General features: G+C 42.4%; 17 protein-coding genes. 7 read left to right on the top strand and 10 right to left on the bottom strand.

From position 1 onward, the window contains the following. The first annotated feature begins 51 nt into the window (after positions 1–51). The 3 genes from cotH to M1D65_RS17900 all read left to right on the top strand — a co-directional run bounded on the left by cotH (position 52) and on the right by M1D65_RS17900 (position 3202). Positions 52–1140 carry a spore coat protein CotH gene (gene cotH, locus M1D65_RS17910; protein ID WP_014478176.1) on the top strand — a complete coding sequence of 363 codons (1089 nt, stop codon included), beginning with the start codon at positions 52–54 and terminating at the stop codon, positions 1138–1140. Between the two features lie 128 nt (positions 1141–1268). After that, complete coding sequence (locus M1D65_RS17905; RefSeq protein WP_128740782.1) at positions 1269–2465, top strand: spore coat protein CotH; 1197 nt, start codon at positions 1269–1271, stop codon at positions 2463–2465. 59 nt (positions 2466–2524) lie between these two features. Next, positions 2525–3202, top strand: a complete 678-nt coding sequence (locus tag M1D65_RS17900) for a DUF2642 domain-containing protein (RefSeq protein WP_041850449.1) — start codon at positions 2525–2527, stop codon at positions 3200–3202. A 56-nt stretch (positions 3203–3258) separates the two neighbouring features. On the opposite strand, the gene M1D65_RS17895 is transcribed toward M1D65_RS17900, so the two are convergent. Together M1D65_RS17895 and alsR are read right to left on the bottom strand one after the other, a co-directional pair. Beyond that, positions 3259–4587 (bottom strand): arsenic transporter, encoded by a 1329-nt coding sequence (locus M1D65_RS17895; RefSeq protein WP_172861595.1) that lies wholly within the window; start codon positions 4585–4587, stop codon positions 3259–3261. A gap of 210 nt (positions 4588–4797) precedes the next feature. After that, a complete protein-coding gene (gene alsR, locus M1D65_RS17890; RefSeq protein ID WP_003227859.1) occupies positions 4798–5706 on the bottom strand; it encodes an acetoin biosynthesis transcriptional regulator AlsR in 909 nt (302 codons plus the stop codon). Between the two features lie 157 nt (positions 5707–5863). Here alsR and alsS point away from each other — a divergent pair, with 157 nt between their 5' ends. From alsS to M1D65_RS17875, 3 genes are all read left to right on the top strand, one after another. Continuing rightward, positions 5864–7576 (top strand): acetolactate synthase AlsS, encoded by a 1713-nt coding sequence (gene alsS / locus M1D65_RS17885; protein WP_072173802.1) that lies wholly within the window; start codon positions 5864–5866, stop codon positions 7574–7576. A 61-nt stretch (positions 7577–7637) separates the two neighbouring features. Beyond that, a complete protein-coding gene (gene budA, locus M1D65_RS17880) occupies positions 7638–8405 on the top strand; it encodes an acetolactate decarboxylase (protein WP_024572687.1) in 768 nt (255 codons plus the stop codon). A gap of 98 nt (positions 8406–8503) precedes the next feature. After that, positions 8504–9031: an NAD(P)H-dependent oxidoreductase gene (locus tag M1D65_RS17875; RefSeq protein WP_064671506.1), complete on the top strand. Its 528-nt coding sequence runs from the start codon at positions 8504–8506 to the stop codon at positions 9029–9031. Between the two features lie 39 nt (positions 9032–9070). Here the strand turns inward: M1D65_RS17875 and M1D65_RS17870 are convergent, their stop codons facing one another. The 8 genes from M1D65_RS17870 to M1D65_RS17835 all read right to left on the bottom strand — a co-directional run bounded on the left by M1D65_RS17870 (position 9071) and on the right by M1D65_RS17835 (position 15793). Next, positions 9071–9367 (bottom strand): DUF3892 domain-containing protein, encoded by a 297-nt coding sequence (locus tag M1D65_RS17870; RefSeq protein ID WP_003227867.1) that lies wholly within the window; start codon positions 9365–9367, stop codon positions 9071–9073. Positions 9368–9522: 155 nt separating this feature from the next. Beyond that, positions 9523–10059, bottom strand: coding sequence for an SH3 domain-containing protein (locus tag M1D65_RS17865; RefSeq protein ID WP_021480756.1), 537 nt, complete (start codon positions 10057–10059; stop codon positions 9523–9525). A gap of 81 nt (positions 10060–10140) precedes the next feature. Continuing rightward, a complete protein-coding gene (gene rbsB / locus M1D65_RS17860; RefSeq protein ID WP_456270668.1) occupies positions 10141–11058 on the bottom strand; it encodes a ribose ABC transporter substrate-binding protein RbsB in 918 nt (305 codons plus the stop codon). Positions 11059–11070: 12 nt separating this feature from the next. Continuing rightward, positions 11071–12039, bottom strand: coding sequence for a ribose ABC transporter permease RbsC (rbsC, locus tag M1D65_RS17855; protein ID WP_015483786.1), 969 nt, complete (start codon positions 12037–12039; stop codon positions 11071–11073). A 1-nt stretch (position 12040) separates the two neighbouring features. Beyond that, positions 12041–13522: a ribose ABC transporter ATP-binding protein RbsA gene (gene rbsA, locus M1D65_RS17850; protein WP_015714823.1), complete on the bottom strand. Its 1482-nt coding sequence runs from the start codon at positions 13520–13522 to the stop codon at positions 12041–12043. Positions 13523–13537: 15 nt separating this feature from the next. Continuing rightward, positions 13538–13933, bottom strand: coding sequence for a D-ribose pyranase (gene rbsD, locus M1D65_RS17845; protein WP_021480755.1), 396 nt, complete (start codon positions 13931–13933; stop codon positions 13538–13540). Beyond that, positions 13930–14811 carry a ribokinase gene (rbsK, locus tag M1D65_RS17840; RefSeq protein WP_015251074.1) on the bottom strand — a complete coding sequence of 294 codons (882 nt, stop codon included), beginning with the start codon at positions 14809–14811 and terminating at the stop codon, positions 13930–13932. The genes rbsD and rbsK overlap by 4 nt, the downstream gene beginning before the upstream one ends. Before the next feature lies 1 nt (position 14812). Beyond that, positions 14813–15793: a LacI family DNA-binding transcriptional regulator gene (locus M1D65_RS17835; protein ID WP_015714821.1), complete on the bottom strand. Its 981-nt coding sequence runs from the start codon at positions 15791–15793 to the stop codon at positions 14813–14815. Positions 15794–16575: 782 nt separating this feature from the next. On the opposite strand from M1D65_RS17835, the gene pgsB reads away from it, so the two are divergent. Beyond that, a complete protein-coding gene (gene pgsB, locus M1D65_RS17830; protein WP_003227883.1) occupies positions 16576–17757 on the top strand; it encodes a poly-gamma-glutamate synthase PgsB in 1182 nt (393 codons plus the stop codon). Positions 17758–17767 lie beyond the last annotated feature (10 nt).

Below are 17767 nucleotides of genomic sequence, written 5' to 3'. Positions count from 1 at the left end.
CGCTGAGATCTTATAAAAATAAAAGCCTAATATTTGTAAGGAGGATTATGGATGAAGAATCAATCCAATTTACCGCTTTATCAGCTGTTTGTTCATCCAAAAGATTTGCGTGAATTAAAAAAGGATATATGGGACGATGATCCGGTGCCAGCTGTGATGAAGGTAAATCAAAAAAGGCTGGATATTGATATCGCTTATCGGGGATCACATATCAGAGACTTCAAAAAGAAGTCATACCATATTTCCTTTTATCAGCCGAAAACATTCCGCGGCGCGAGAGAGATTCACTTAAATGCGGAGTATAAAGACCCTTCCTTGATGAGAAACAAATTGTCTCTGGATTTTTTCTCGGAGCTAGGGACACTGTCTCCAAAGGCAGAGTTTGTGTTTGTAAAGGTGAATGGGAAGAATGAAGGGGTTTATCTTGAACTTGAATCCGTAGATGAATATTATTTGGCGAAAAGGAAGCTGGCTGATGGCGCGATTTTTTACGCGGTGGATGATGATGCTAACTTTTCTCTGATGAGCGATTTGGAAAAGGAAACGAAGACGTCGCTGGAGCTTGGATATGAAAAGAAGACAGGGACTGTGGAAGATGATTTTTATTTACAGGATATGATTTTTAAAATTAATACTGTCCCTAAAGCTCAGTTTAAGTCAGAAGTGACAAAACACGTGGATGTCGATAAGTATTTGCGCTGGCTTGCCGGTATTGTATTCACCTCGAACTATGACGGGTTTGTCCACAACTACGCATTATACAGAAGCGGGGAAACCGGATTATTTGAGGTGATTCCTTGGGATTATGATGCGACCTGGGGCAGGGATATCCATGGAGAGCGGATGGCTGCCGATTATGTAAGAATTCAAGGATTTAATACACTAACCGCCCGGATATTGGATGAATCCGAGTTTCGCAAGTCCTACAAGCGCCTGTTAGAAAAAACGCTCCAATCTCTTTTTACGATAGAATATATGGAACCGAAAATCATGGCGATGTATGAGCGGATTAGGCCTTTTATCTTGATGGACCCATACAAAAAGAATGATGTTGAGCGTTTTGACCGGGAGCCGGATGTGATTTGTGAGTATATTAAAAACCGTTCACAATACCTCAAAAATAATTTAAGTATTTTATGAATGTGTGAAAATAGGTATTCTGCTGAAAAAGCGACAATTAGGCTATTGAATTAGTTCAACAAATAAACGTGACACGTATATATGCAATATGTTTATCATCTATGTATAAGTGACTAGGAGGAACTTGAATGAGCAAGAGGAGAATGAAGTATCATTCAAATGATGAAATATCTTATTATAACTTTTTGCATTCAATGAAAGATAAAATTGTTACTGTATATCGTGGAGGTCCGGAATCTAAAAAAGGGAAATTAACTGCTGTAAAATCAGATTATATTGCTTTACAAGCTGAAAAAAAAATAATTTATTATCAGTTGGAGCATGTGAAAAGTATTACTGAGGATACCAATAATAGCACCACAGCAATTGAGACTGGGGAAATGCCCGACGCTGACGATTTTCATAGCTTAATCGGACAATTCATGAACCAATCAGTTCAATTTAATCAAGGGGGTCCGGAATCTAAAAAAGGAAGATTGGTCTGGCTGGGAGATGATTACGCTGCGTTAAACACAAATGAGGATGGGGTAGTGTATTTTAATATCCATCACATAAAGAGTATAAGTAAACATGAGCCCGATTTGAAAATAGAAGGACAGACGCCATCAGGTGTCTTGGAAGCTGATGATTTAAGCGAGGTTTTTAAGAGTCTGACTCATAAATGGGTTTCAATTAATCGTGGAGGTCCGGAAGCCATTGAGGGTATCCTTGTAGATAATGCCGACGGCCATTATACTATAGTGAAAAATCAAGAGGTGCTTCGCATCTATTCTTATCACATAAAAAGCATCAGCTTAGGCCCAAAAGGGTCGTACAAAAAAGAGGATCAAAAGAATGAACAAAGCCAGGAAGACAATAATGATAAGGACAGCAATTCGTTCATTTCATCAAAATCATATAGCTCATCAAAATCATATAGCTCATCAAAATCATCTAAACGATCACTAAAATCTTCAGATTATCAATCATCCAAATCTGGTCGTTCGTCACGTTCAAAAAGTTCATCAAAATCATCTAAACGATCACTAAAATCTTCGGATTATCAATCATCCAAATCTGGCCGTTCGTCACGTTCAAAAAGTTCATCAAAATCATCTAAACGATCTCCAAGATCATCAGATTATCAATCATCAAAATCATACAGCTCATCAGGTTCAAAGAGTTCATCAAAATCATCTAAACGATCACCAAGATCTTCAGATTATCAATCATCAAGATCACCAGGTTATTCAAGTTCAATAAAAAGTTCAGGAAAACAAAAGGAAGATTATAGCTATGAAACGATTGTCAGAACGATAGACTATCACTGGAAACGTAAATTTTAATAGATAATGGAGGAGCATCAGATTAAGTGATGCCCTTTTTCAGTTAAAGGAGGAGAATCGTGAAAGGTTTGAATCAATTCCTTAACACAGATGTTGAGGTTGTCATTTCAGGAGATACAAGGTTTGTCGGCACCCTCATAGATATCGGACAGGATATTTTTGTTATTTTTGATGGCTGCAATTATCTTTATATTCCCTTGTTGCATCTTCATCAAATGAAAAAGGCGAAAATAATGACCAGTACTGAGAAGCCATTTTTGATCAATCCGGAAGATCCAATGATAGAGGCAGAAACTCAAGCTTTTTCATATAGAAATACATTAAACAAGGTCAAAGGCCAGTTTATTGAAGTTTATGTAACTGGGGGTCGATCGATCCATGGGTATGTTACAAATGTTTTAAACGATTATATTGTATTTTTCTCACCTGTATTTAAAATACTTTTTATATCTATGCATCATTTAAAATGGTTTACCCCTTATTCAACTGAACAAACACCGTATACTCTTGACAACTCACAATTGCCTGTCGTGCCTTCCAAAGTTCCTCTTGTGCGTAATTTTGAGGAGCAGATCAAAAAAAATATTGGTGAATTGGTCATATTTGATATGGGAGAGGTGTCAGAAAAAGTTGGTCTATTAAAGGATGTCTCTAATAATATCATTGAGCTTATTAACGCAAGTGGAGAGCCAGTCATTTGGAAGTTAAATCATCTAAAGACAATGCATCTTCCCTAGTGTATACAAAACTGCCCTCTTGAAAAGCAGAAGGCAGTTTTTCGTTTCATACAGTGCTAAAGAAATAACCAACTGATCCAAAAATATAAACATGTTAACGTAAAAAGAACAGTCAGCGGAATGATGATAATGGTCGTTTTTATATATTCGCCCCATGAAATACTTTCATCATGCTGTTTTAATATATGCATCCAAATAAGCGTTGCTAAAGTTCCCATAGGTAATAATAATGAACCGATATCACTGCCGATAATATTTGCCAAGTAGATGATTTTTGTTGTTGAAGGATTCAGGGTCATTTCAGTTAAGGTAAAAGTACTGATCATTAACGCTGGATGATTGTTAAAGAGATTAGAAAAAACAGAAGTAGAGATACCTGATGCGAAAGTTGCGTGGGCGAGGCTTCCAGAAACCACAGGTTCAAAATAATTCACAAGTAACTCAGTGAATCCAATATTATGCAGACCATAAATTAAGACATACATAGTAAAAGCGAATATAAAAATGTGCCAAGGCGATTTATATAACAAGTCTCTTGGGGAGGTTTTGAAATAAATCCATCTCCAGCTCAACAGGATAAAAGATCCGATGACAGCGACTAGAGGAACAGAAATACCGGTATATGATGCTGCAAATAGACTCATTCTGACGAGAAAAACAAATGCAAGCACAAACAACATGATTTTTGTTTGATTTCGTTCTGGTAAAGGAGCTGATGGCGAATGAAGAGGATGGTACCTTCTATGCCGCAGAGACTGAAAATGGCTCGGTATATCTGGCAGGTTCCTGGGAAGACGTTTATAAAAGAACATAAACAGTAGACAAGTCATAAAAATGAGTCCCATCATACTAGGGACAAACATCATGGCAGTGTGAAGATATAGATCCATTCCAATGATTTTGAGAGAAATTAAATTAACAATATTACTTACGCCAATCGGTGCGCTAGAGGCTGTGGCTATTAAAACACCGCTTAATAAATATGGGACTTTTTGATGTTTTTTTAAACCTAAATATTTTAGTACAAGCAAAAGGATTGGAGTTGTGATCAAAATGCTCCCATCATTATTCAGGAAAATGGTCATGAGAAAGCAGAGCAAATTGGTTAGCCAAAAAAGCTTGATGCCTGAACCCTTGGATTGTTGGAGCAGTTTTGCAGCCACCCAATAAAAGAAACCAAAGCTTTCTAGTGCAATGGCCATAATCATAGTGGCAAGGATTGTAACCGATGCACCCGTGACTTTTGTTCCGATTTCCCCTAAGTCTGCCAATGACACACTTCCGCACAATAAAACCATTAAAGCGCCAAATGTGGCGGGGATAGCTTCATTTAGTCCTTTTGGTCTCCAGAAAATAAAAATCATTGTTACGAAAAAAGCGAGCAATGTGAATATGCCGGTGAACTCAATAATTTACTTCACCTCTCTATCTTTCATTTTTAAAATCAAACTAATGTCCTGCGCTTACTAATGTCCTTGCCAACTATTTGTACTGTATGTATACGTATACTGATATGAAGTTGTACTAAGCGATTATATTAAATTAATAAAATTTCAATAAGAATCCCAAAAGAAAAAAGAGATTGCAAGTATCGTTCATGTACCTGCATCACTCTCTTTAGTTCTTGTCTGCTGACAATTTGAAATATGAATAAAATGCTTTATAAGCGGATTATGATTGTCTTTGCGGTAAGCGATAACCCATTCGGCATTAAGCTGTATTTGGTCCATTTTTCGATAAGTAACATCCAAATTAAATAATTTTTTGGCTGAGGAAGGAACAAATGTCATACCAATTCCGGCACTGACTAAACCAATCACCATTTGATATTCTGTGGCTTCCTGGACAATGTTGGGTCTGAAGCCCGCTTGTTCACAGAACTGAATAAAATCCATGTATAGAGTAGGCCATGCTTCTTTAGCAACAGTAATAATTGGTTCATCTCTTAAATCCTCAATCGTAATTGATTCCTTAGAAGTCAATGGGTGTTGCTTAGGCAAAGCTAAAACACAAGGGCTGCTTTGGGCGGTTTCGATATGTAAAGCTGTATGCTGTAAGGGAGGATGAAGTATACCAATATCAATGTTGCCCTTTAGTAGCTCCTCTTGCTGCCTAGACGAGGATATTTCACGCAGTTCTATTTTCACAGATGGGAATTTTTTACGATATTCCCGGACAATCGGCGGCAGAAATTCATATGTAGCTGATCCGACAAAACCGATTACGAGAAGGCCTTGCTCGCCGCGGGCCGTCCGCTGTGCCAGTTCAATTCCTTGTCCGATTTGCATCAATGCCATGCGGCAATGATTTAAAAAGATTTCTCCTGCTGCGGTAAGCTCGACAAATCGTTTTGTCCTTTTCAGAAGCGTAACTCCGACTTCTTCCTCCAGCTGTTTGATCTGCTGGCTGAGAGGAGGCTGCGTCATGTTCAGCCGCCGGGCAGCCTTTCCGAAATGAAGCTCTTCGGCTACTGCGATAAAGTATTGAAGATGGCGAAGCTCCATTCAATATGCATTCCTTTCCATAGGTTAATAATTCGTATTACATATTAATCATAAGGCGAATCGATATTGGAGGTCAATTTCCAAAGAGTGTATAGTGAAACTTATCACAAGATATTTAAAATTTTACGTTTAAAATGCATAATAAGGAGTGAGGGTGTTGACAAAAGCAACAAAAGAACAAAAATCCCTTGTGAAAAACAGAGGGGCGGAGCTTGTTGTTGATTGCTTGGTGGAGCAAGGTGTCACACATGTATTTGGCATTCCAGGTGCAAAAATTGATGCGGTATTTGACGCTTTACAAGATAAAGGACCTGAAATTATCGTTGCTCGGCACGAACAAAACGCAGCATTCATGGCCCAAGCAGTCGGCCGTTTAACTGGAAAACCGGGAGTCGTGTTAGTCACATCAGGACCGGGTGCCTCTAACTTGGCAACAGGCCTGTTGACAGCGAACACTGAAGGAGACCCTGTCGTTGCGCTTGCTGGAAACGTGATCCGTGCTGATCGTTTAAAACGGACACATCAATCTTTGGATAATGCGGCGCTATTCCAGCCGATTACAAAATACAGTGTAGAAGTTCAAGATGTAAAAAATATACCGGAAGCTGTTACAAATGCGTTTAGGATAGCGTCAGCAGGGCAGGCTGGGGCCGCTTTTGTGAGCTTTCCGCAAGATGTTGTGAATGAAGTCACAAATACGAAAAACGTGCGTGCTGTTGCAGCACCAAAACTCGGTCCTGCAGCAGATGATGCAATCAGTGCGGCCATAGCAAAAATCCAAACAGCAAAACTTCCTGTCGTTTTGGTCGGTATGAAAGGCGGAAGACCGGAAGCAATTAAAGCGGTTCGCAAGCTTTTGAAAAAGGTTCAGCTTCCATTTGTTGAAACATATCAAGCTGCCGGTACCCTTTCTAGAGATTTAGAGGATCAGTATTTTGGCCGTATCGGTTTGTTCCGCAACCAGCCTGGCGATTTACTGCTAGAGCAGGCAGATGTTGTTCTGACGATCGGCTATGACCCAATTGAATATGATCCAAAATTCTGGAATGTCAATGGAGACCGGACAATTATCCATTTAGACGAGATTATCGCTGACATTGATCATGCTTACCAGCCTGATCTTGAATTGATCGGTGACATTCCGTCCACGATTAATCATATCGAACACGATGCTGTGAAAGTGGAATTTGCAGAGCGTGAGCAGAAAATCCTTTCTGATTTAAAACAATATATGCATGAAGGTGAGCAGGTGCCTGCAGATTGGAAATCAGACAGAGCGCACCCTCTTGAAATCGTTAAAGAGTTGCGTAATGTAGTCGATGATCATGTTACAGTAACTTGCGATATCGGTTCGCACGCCATTTGGATGTCACGTTATTTCCGCAGCTACGAGCCGTTAACATTAATGATCAGTAACGGTATGCAAACACTCGGCGTTGCGCTTCCTTGGGCAATCGGCGCTTCATTGGTGAAACCGGGAGAAAAAGTGGTTTCTGTCTCTGGTGACGGCGGTTTCTTATTCTCAGCAATGGAATTAGAGACAGCAGTTCGACTAAAAGCACCAATTGTACACATTGTATGGAACGACAGCACATATGACATGGTTGCATTCCAGCAATTGAAAAAATATAACCGTACATCTGCGGTCGATTTCGGAAATATCGATATCGTAAAATATGCGGAAAGCTTCGGAGCAACTGGCTTGCGCGTGGAATCACCAGACCAGCTGGCAGATGTTCTGCGTCAAGGCATGAACGCTGAAGGTCCTGTCATCATCGATGTCCCGGTTGACTACAGTGATAACATTAATTTAGCAAGTGACAAGCTTCCGAAAGAATTTGGGGAACTCATGAAAACGAAAGCTCTCTAGCACTCTGCGCATCATGACACTGTTTTATGAACAGCACTAAATAAAAGGAGTGAAGGGAAATATGAAACGAGAAAGCAACATTCAAGTGCTCAGCCGCGGTCAAAAAGATCAGCCTGTGAGCCAGATTTATCAAGTATCAACAATGACTTCTCTATTAGACGGAGTATATGACGGAGATTTTGAACTGTCAGAGATTCCGAAATATGGAGACTTCGGTATCGGAACCTTTAACAAGCTTGACGGAGAGCTGATTGGGTTTGACGGCGAATTTTACCGTCTTCGCTCAGACGGAACCGCGACACCGGTCCAAAAAGGAGACCGTTCACCGTTCTGTTCATTTACGTTCTTTACACCGGACATGACGCACAAAATTGATGCGAAAATGACACGCGAAGACTTTGAAAAAGAGATCAACAGCATGCTGCCAAGCAGAAACTTATTTTATGCAATTCGTATTGACGGATTGTTTAAAAAGGTGCAGACAAGAACGGTAGAACTTCAAGAAAAACCTTACGTGCCAATGGTTGAAGCGGTCAAAACACAGCCGATTTTCAACTTCGACAATGTGAGAGGAACGATCGTAGGTTTCTTGACACCAGCTTATGCAAACGGAATCGCCGTTTCTGGCTATCACCTGCACTTCATTGACGAAGGACGCAATTCAGGCGGACACGTTTTTGACTATGTGCTTGAGGATTGCACGGTTACGATTTCTCAAAAAATGAACATGAATCTCAGACTTCCGAACACAGCGGATTTCTTTAATGCGAATCTGGATAACCCTGATTTTGCGAAAGATATCGAAACAACTGAAGGAAGCCCTGAATAAAAGAAAAAAAGAAAGCCCCTTTTACAGGGCTTTCTTTTTATTTGGCTCTTTTCCTGATTTTAGATAAAATAACATCAAAACAGTAAAGGTGTGGTCTGATGAAAATATTGGTTTTGGCAGTTCATCCTCATATGGAGACCTCAGTTGTCAATAAGGCGTGGGCTGAGGAATTGAGTAAACATGACAATATCACAGTACGGGATCTTTATAAGGAATACCCGGATGAAGAAATAGATGTTGCGAAGGAACAGCAGCTGTGCGAGGAATACGATCGGATTGTCTTTCAATTCCCGCTATATTGGTACAGCTCTCCGCCGCTCTTGAAAAAATGGCAGGATCTTGTGCTGACTTACGGCTGGGCTTTTGGTTCAGAAGGAAATGCCTTGCATGGCAAGGAGCTGATACTGGCTGTATCAACAGGGAGCGAAGCGGAAAAATATCAAGCGGGCGGAGCAAATCATTACTCGATCAGTGAGCTATTGAAACCATTTCAGGCCACGAGTAATCTGATCGGCATGAAGTATCTGCCTCCATATGTGTTCTATGGCGTGAATTATGCAGCTGCAGAGGATATTTCTCACAGTGCAAAACGGTTAGCCGAATACATCCAGCAGCCTTTTGTTTAAAATACAGCCCTGTCCAACATACGGCAGGGCTGTATTTGTTTAAAAATCCGGCAGCTCAGACAGGTTATTTTCCTTGATGCCGTCCGGTTCACTTCGCAAAATGTCACGCCCGTATTTATGGAAGACATCAACATGAGCGAGTTTTCCTGATTTTGCTTCTGACAGCGCAGTAGGGTAGTCGAGCTCTCTTCCTGTATTGGTTTTCACTGCGATAATATTGTCTTCCTCATTTCTTCTAACCGCAATAATTTCTTCTTTTCCAGATGGAACATTTTCTTGATCGACAGTTGTTTGCCGGGCTTTATACGATTCATATGCTGCTTCAAATTGATCCATATTTACACCTCCGCTTTTTAGCGTGAACAAAAATGTCGATGATCATGTAAGGTTTCGACACAGCATACGACAATATTTCCTGAGAAATATCTTGGGAATGTGACAAATCAATTCATAATAAAAGGGATTCCGCATAAATGCGGAATCCCTCTCAGTTATTTTGTCATGTGTAAATCCTTTGTTTTCATATAACCTGTCGCACCGCCGTAATCAACGAATACCCAATCAAAATCAAAACCGCCTTTATTCGTTTTACTCCAGCCTAAAAAAGAAACGCTTGTGTCTGCTGGAAGAGTCTTAATGCTCTTTCCGTCAGCGGAAGTATATACTTTTGTTTTGGTTTTGGTTTTTACCGTTGTCGCTGCTTTTACAATGTAATGAGTGGAGACAAATCCTATTTTTCCGTTTTTATACTGAACCTTTGCCCAGTCAGCATTTGAGAAGGAAATCAGCTTTAAGCTATCTCCTAGGTGCAGCGTATCGGCTTTCTGGCTTGATGCGGAAGGCTTCGTTCTGACATTTAGAGCCTCTGCTGATACCAAATAAGAATCAATCGGATAACTGTATAAATCATCAATGCTTACCGTTGTTTCTGGCTGTTGAGCATGGATCGTTCCAGCGCCGCCAGCAGCAGCCGCAGTCATTCCAGCCGCAAGTGCTAATGTTGAAAATAGTTTTGTTGGTTTGTTCATGCCGTTCCTCTCCTCACGTAAGAGAAATAATTCATTCTATATCTCTATTCACGTTATCGCAGGTTCCTAAACATCAGACAATTATTTTTGTGTTTCTAGTTTGAGAGGCGCGGATATTGTTTTTTGCACTTTTTTTCCGTGCAAAATATCATCTGCTGCTTCTGTAGCCAATTTACCGATTAATTCAGGCTGCTGAGCTACGGTGGCTGACAGCTTTCCGTCTTTAATGGAAGCGAGCGCATCTTTATTGCCGTCAAAACCAATCACCAATATGTCTTTCCCCGAGCTGTTAATTGCCTCGAGAGCACCGAGCGCCATTTCATCGTTGTGAGCAAAAACAGCTTGGATATCAGGATGTCCCTGCAGCAGGTTTTCCATGACAGTCAGGCCTTTCGTGCGGTCAAAGTCAGCTGATTGTTTTGTGACAACATGGAGCTTTTGGTCTGCGATGTTATGGAATCCTGAGCCGCGTTCCCGTGTGGCAGATGCGCCGGGGACGCCTTCAAGCTCTGCCACCTTTGCTCCTTTTCCAAGTTTGTCGGCAATAAACGCCGCGGCCATTTCACTGCCTTTTACATTATCGGAAGCAACGAGGGTTTCAACTTTTCCTTGTTCGGCAGATCGATCGATTGTTACGACGGGCACACCGACTGCGTTTGCAGATTCTACTGCCGTTGAGATCGCCGAAGAATCAGTCGGGTTGATTAATAATGCATCAACACCTTGCTGAATTAAATCTTCCACGTCACTCGTCTGTTTCGATGAATCATTTTGTGCATCAACAATGATGACTTTCATTCCCCGTTTTTTAGCTTCTTTTTCGATACCCTTTTTTAATGAGACAAAAAAAGGATTATTAAGTGTTGAGACGGACAAGCCAATGGTGAATTCCTTTTTGTTCCCCGAGTTTGACGGCTTTGCCCATTGGGGAGGCTCAAGCGAACAGGCGGTTAACAAAAATAATGATAACGTTAAAATGACGGATACAGCCTTTTTCATGTGAAAACCCTCCTAAGCTGACTTCTTGCGGTCTAATAATACCGCAATCAAGATAACAATCCCTTTGACAACCAGCTGATAAAATGATGAGACGCCAAGCAGATTAAGTCCGTTATTAAGTGTGCCGATGATCAGTACCCCGATTAACGTGCCGACAATGCGTCCTCGGCCGCCAGAAAGACTTGTTCCGCCTAAGACGACTGCCGCGATAGCATCAAGTTCGTACGATTCCCCCGCAGTCGGCTGGGCCGAATGCAGGCGGGAAGTCAATATGGCACCTGCAAGAGCGGATAAAAGCCCGGCTAAAGAATAGATCATCACTTTCACGCGCGTCACTTTGATGCCTGAAATGAGCGCGGCTTTTTCGTTGCCGCCGATAGCGTACGTTCGGCGTCCGAATGGTGTTTTATGAAGAAGCACCCAAAGGATGACAAAGGCAAGAACCATCGTAATTGCCGGTACAGGAATGCCTAAAAAGTAACCGCGTCCGAACATCTGAAAAGCGAAGTTTGTGCCAAGTCCGGTAATCGGATTTCCATCTGTATACACTAGCGTCAGTCCGCGAAACACAGTCATGGTCGCAAGCGTGGCGATAAAGGGCGCCATTTTTCCTTTAGTAATCAATAATCCGTTGATCATGCCTAGTACGGCACCAATGATACAGCCAAGGATGATCGCGAGAACCGGATCGACACCGGACACAATCATCCCCGCAACTAAAGCACTGGACAGGGCAAGAATAGCGCCGACAGAAAGATCAATGCCGCCTGTCAAAATGACAAAGGTCATCCCGAACGCGATTAATCCGTTAATGGCGACCTGGCGAAGCAGGTTTAAAATATTCAGCGGTTCAAGAAAGCTGGGATTTAAAATAGATACAATGATCACGAGAATAAATAAACCAAGAAACGGGCCGAGTTTTTGCATGACTCCGTCGAAGTGAATCCGTTTTTGTTCTGTTTGCAGTTGTTCCGTTTTCATATTACCGCCCTCCCGTGGCAAGTGTCATAATTCGTTCTTGTGTTGCTTCTCGCGCATGGATTTCTCCGCTGATTCTGCCTTCATGGACAACGATAATCCGATCGCTCATTCCCAGAATTTCAGGCAGCTCTGATGACACCATGATGATAGCGACGCCGCGTTCGGTCAGCTCATTCATCAGCGTATAAATCTCTCGTTTGGCGCCAACATCCACACCTCTGGTTGGCTCATCCAAGATAAGCACTTTCGGTCCGATGCCGATCCACTTGGCTATCACCACTTTTTGCTGGTTTCCTCCTGATAAATGGCGTGCGTGCGTTTCCGGTGATGCTGTTTTGATAGTGAGTCGTTTGATTAACAGATTGACAAATTCAGCCTCCCGCTTATGATCAATGAGACCCTTTGGTGAGAAGCTGGACAGATTGGGCAGGGCAATATTTTCGCGGATCGAGGTGTCGAGCAGAAGCCCTTCATCCTTGCGATTCTCTGTAATAAAGCCGAGACCTTTTTTCACGGCTTCCTGCGGGTTCTTAATAGCCGTTTTTTTCCCAGCGATCCATATCTCACCCGTGTCCAGCCTGTCAACGCCGAACAGCGCTCTCATCATTTCTGTCCGGCCGGCTCCCATTAATCCTGAAACACCGACGATCTCACCGGAACGAACATAAAAGCTGACATCCTCAAAACTCCCTTTTACGGAGGCATTTTTCACCTCGAATACTTTGTCACCGAGAGAAGGAGTGCGTTTTGGATATCGTTCAGTCAGCTCCCGTCCGACCATTTTTTTGACGACTTCATCAAAATCAGTTTCTGAGATGTTTGTTGTATCCACCGTTTTTCCGTCACGCATGATGGTAATTCTGTCGCAAATCGCAAAAATTTCTTCCATGCGATGCGAAATATAGACAATGGAGACGCCGTTCTTTTTTAACGCTGTAATGACCTCAAAGAGCTTGCTGATTTCACGTTCAGTCAACGCTGCGGTCGGTTCATCCATAATGATGACCTCGGCATTTGTCATAAGCGCTTTTGCGATTTCGATCATTTGCTGCTGTCCGACCGAACATTCGCCGGCTTCTTGATCAAGAGAAAGAGAGACGGAGAGTTTGTCAAACTGCTCCTTTGCTAGCGCTTTCATTTTTCTTGTTTGTAAGACGCCCAGCTTGGAGGATATCTCTTTACCGATAAATAGATTCTCAAGAACGGTCATTTCCGGCCAGATATTCAATTCCTGATGGATAAAGGCTATTCCATGTTGTTCCGCTTCTTTCGGATTGGAAAAATACGTTTCGTTTCCGTTTATGCTGATTTGACCTTTATCTGCTTTGTGCAGGCCTGTCAAAATGTTCATAAGCGTGGACTTGCCGGCGCCGTTTTCTCCCATTAATGCGTGAACCTCGCCAGGCATGAGCTGAAAGGAAACGCCTGACAGCACCTGATTTTTTCCGAATGCTTTATGAATGTCTTTCATTTCAATCTGCATGTTTCATCCTCCTTTCTAGAAAAGCACACCCGCCTGCAGGATGCAGTTGGCATATGGTGTGAATTCTCCTGTTCTTATGACTGCCTTTGCTTCTTTTGTCAGCAGCTTAAACTCCTCGTGAGAAAGGTATTCAATCTCTTGTTCAGAGAAAAGATTTTCTAGAAACTTCGCATTCTCCTGATTGGATGCTTTTATGTCAGCTGCAGCAATGACTTTTTCGATGACCATCTCGTCAGCGAGCACTGCCGCTGTATCTTGGAAAGCCGGAAGGCCCGGCTTCAGTGAAAGATCAATTTTCAAAACGCCGTCAGGAACCGGCAGTCCGGCATCCGCGATGACAATTTTATCAGTGTGGCCAAGGTCTGCTAAAATCTTGGCAAGATGGCTGTTCAGTATACCGTGTTTTTTCATGAAAGCAGCTCCTCTACTTCATTTCTTGTCGGCATTCCGCCTTGGGCACCGAAGGAACAGACAGAAAGGGAAGCGGCACGATTGGCAAACCGCAATGCGGCTTCAATATCTTTTCCCTCAGCCAGGGCCACGGCAAAGGCTGCGTTAAACGTATCACCGGCTCCGGTTGTATCAACGGGCTCAACAGGGAAGGACGGGATGAGCACCTCTTTGCTGCCAGCCGAATAGCGGACGCCTTGTTTTCCTTCCGTAATAAAGAGCTTTGCCGGATAAAGCGCCAGAGCTTCAGAAATGGTAAGCTCAGGGAATAAAATCGAAGCCTCGTGTTCATTCGGCGTCAGATAGGTGGCGTGATCAATTGTTTCCTGCTTGAGCGGGCGGGCCGGTGCTGGGTTTAGCATGATCGGGATATCGTGAGAATGGCAGTATTTGCACACCTCATCAACCGTTTCTTCTGGGATTTCCTGCTGAATCAGCACCATATCGACTTTTTCAATCTGTTCGAGTGCGTTTAACGCATACGCTGGGGTGATGTCATCGTTCGCGCCTTTGACAACGACAATGCTGTTGTCGCCTTCAGCAAGCACAATATGAGCGGTTCCGCTTTCCGTATGTGTAACCGGTTCCATATAGTCAGTGCAAACGCCGTTAGCTTTGAGATTATTCAAAATAGCTGTTCCATAATGATCGTCTCCAACCTTGCCAACCATAAACACTTGCGCCCCAAGTCTGGCTGCGGCAACGGCCTGATTTGCTCCTTTGCCGCCCGGCACAGTCTGAAATGACGTGCCAAGAACCGTTTCACCGGCTTTTGGGCGTTTGTCAGAGGTGACCACTAAATCCATAGAACAGCTACCAATCACACAAATATTACGCATCTTAATCTTCCTTTCTTGTCGTCTTTCTTCCTATATAGGTGACAGGCATTTGAATTGCCGTTTCTGCCAGCGGCTGTTTTTTGATGATACCCAAAAGCAGTTTGGCAGCTTCTCTCCCCATATCATATGCGGGCTGTTTAATTGTAGAAAGTGGCGGGAACAGAAGTCCGCTTTGCGGAATGTCATCATAGCCGATAATTTGAATGTCCTCCGGCACGTTTTTTCCGCGCCGCAATGCTTCATGTAAAACGGCAGCGGCTTGAATATCATTACTTGCGATCACACCATCTGTCGCTGGATAAGCGGCAAACAGCTCCTTCGCCATCGATTGTGCATCTTTAATTGAAAATGAAGCCGTCTCAATGACCTGAAAATCAACTTCAGCCTGCTTTAAGATTTCCAAAGCACCGTTAAATCGATCTTGAGCGGTCGGCAGGTGAGCGGGTCCTCTCAAGAGCGTAATGCGCTGGCTTTTCCCGTGAATGATAGCCTGAGCGGCTAACTTTCCTCCTGTATAGCCGTCACTGGACACAGAAGGAGCCCCTTCAAGTGTTCTGTCCAGAAAAACAACTGGATAATTCATGCCGCTGTATTCCTCGAGATCCGGGTAATTTGTTGCGGCAATAATGCCTGCGACATGATTTTGCTTAAAGGTTTGAAGGTATTCAAGTTCTTTTTTCAATTCCTCGTCACTGTTGCCGAAAATAAGGCGATAGCCTTCCCGGTTCAATTCATCCTCCGCACCGCGGGCAAGCTGGGGGAAGAAAGGGTTTGTGATATCCGGGAGCAAAAGTCCGATCAGTCGGGATTCTCTTTTATATAGAGATCTGGCGACTTCATTCGGGTAATAGTTCAGCTTCGCCATCGCAGCTATGACACGCGTTCGCGTTTCTTCGTGTACATAGCCGTTATCATTCAGGACGCGGGAAACCGTCGCAACTGAAACGCCCGCCGCTCCGGCGACATCTTTAATTGTAGCCAAAACAGCTCCTCCTTGTTTATGTAACCGTTTACATAGATAGATTATCATGAACAATCCGAAGTTAGCAATAAAAATATCAAAAGAAATCTACTTGTAAATTGTATATATAATTGAAAAATTTAAGGTTTTCACTCTTTTTTTGACAAAGTCTTCACAAATATGGATGAAGATTTCTTGAACAAATATTAAGTTTTATTAAAATTGTTTCAAAGTCATGCGTTTAGACCTGTAAATGGTGAGAAACAGAAAAGACTATCATCCCAGAAAATGTTTAATTATGTTAGAGAATTCGGACTCGTATGTTTAGCGTTTTCATGGCTGGTCCCATTAGTCATTTTGGAATGGGCCTAATATTGCCGCTTCCATGCAGAAAGGATGACATTATGACCTTGTCCTTAAGAAACAGGATAAAACTATTTTGTGTTCATAAGAACCGGAAACACGCATGATAGCAGGAGATGCTTGATAACACAGGCTGAAAAAAGATTGATTTGAAATGCATATTAAATACAAACAGCGGGGTGTGACTATACGTCCAGAAGGATATCAGGAGAAAAATGAAAGCGCATTCTCTTCGATTTTTAAAAAAAGTGATAAGGTGTAAGTCCTGCTGTTTTCCAAAAATAGAAAACAGTTTGTAGGTATAAAATCTCTTTCAAAAGAGAAGTTTGGCTTAGTCGATTAGGGAAGATTATGTTACATAATGCCGATTGAGAATTCATAGTGATTCTATATACTGATGAATGAATTTACAACAATATAGAAGGAGATGTCGAAAAGCAATGTGGTTACTCATTATAGCCTGTGCTGTCATACTGGTCATCGGAATATTAGAAAAACGACGACATCAGAAAAACATTGATGCCCTCCCTGTTCGGGTGAATATTAACGGCATCCGCGGAAAATCGACTGTGACAAGGCTGACAACCGGAATATTAATAGAAGCCGGTTACAAGACTGTTGGAAAAACAACAGGAACAGATGCAAGAATGATTTACTGGGACACACCGGAGGAAAAGCCGATTAAACGGAAACCTCAGGGGCCGAATATCGGAGAGCAAAAAGAAGTCATGAGAGAAACAGTAGAAAGAGGGGCTAACGCGATTGTCAGTGAATGCATGGCTGTTAACCCAGATTATCAAATCATCTTTCAGGAAGAACTTCTGCAGGCCAATATCGGCGTCATTGTGAATGTTTTAGAAGACCATATGGATGTCATGGGGCCGACGCTTGATGAAATTGCAGAAGCGTTTACCGCTACAATTCCTTATAATGGCCATCTTGTCATTACAGATAGTGAATATACCGAGTTCTTTAAACAAAAAGCAAAAGAACGAAACACAAAAGTCATCATTGCTGATAACTCAAAAATTACAGATGAATATTTACGTAAATTTGAATACATGGTATTCCCTGATAACGCTTCTCTGGCGCTGGGTGTGGCTCAAGCACTCGGCATTGACGAAGAAACAGCATTTAAGGGAATGCTGAATGCGCCGCCAGATCCGGGAGCAATGAGAATTCTTCCGCTGATCAGTCCGAGCGAGCCTGGGCACTTTGTTAATGGGTTTGCCGCAAACGACGCTTCTTCTACTTTGAATATATGGAAACGTGTAAAAGAAATCGGTTACCCGACCGATGATCCGATCATCATCATGAACTGCCGCGCAGACCGTGTCGATCGGACACAGCAATTCGCAAATGACGTATTGCCTTATATTGAAGCAAGTGAACTGATCTTAATCGGTGAAACAACAGAACCGATCGTAAAAGCCTACGAAGAAGGCAAAATTCCTGCAGACAAACTGCATGATCTAGAGTATAAGTCAACAGATGAAATTATGGAATTGTTAAAGAAAAGAATGCACAACCGTGTCATATATGGCGTCGGCAATATTCATGGTGCCGCAGAGCCTTTAATTGAAAAAATCCACGAATACAAGGTAAAGCAGCTCGTAAGCTAGGGGGAAATGC

This window comes from Bacillus sp. JZ39, assembly GCF_053903145.1.
This window is presented reverse-complemented; position numbering and strand designations above follow the sequence as displayed.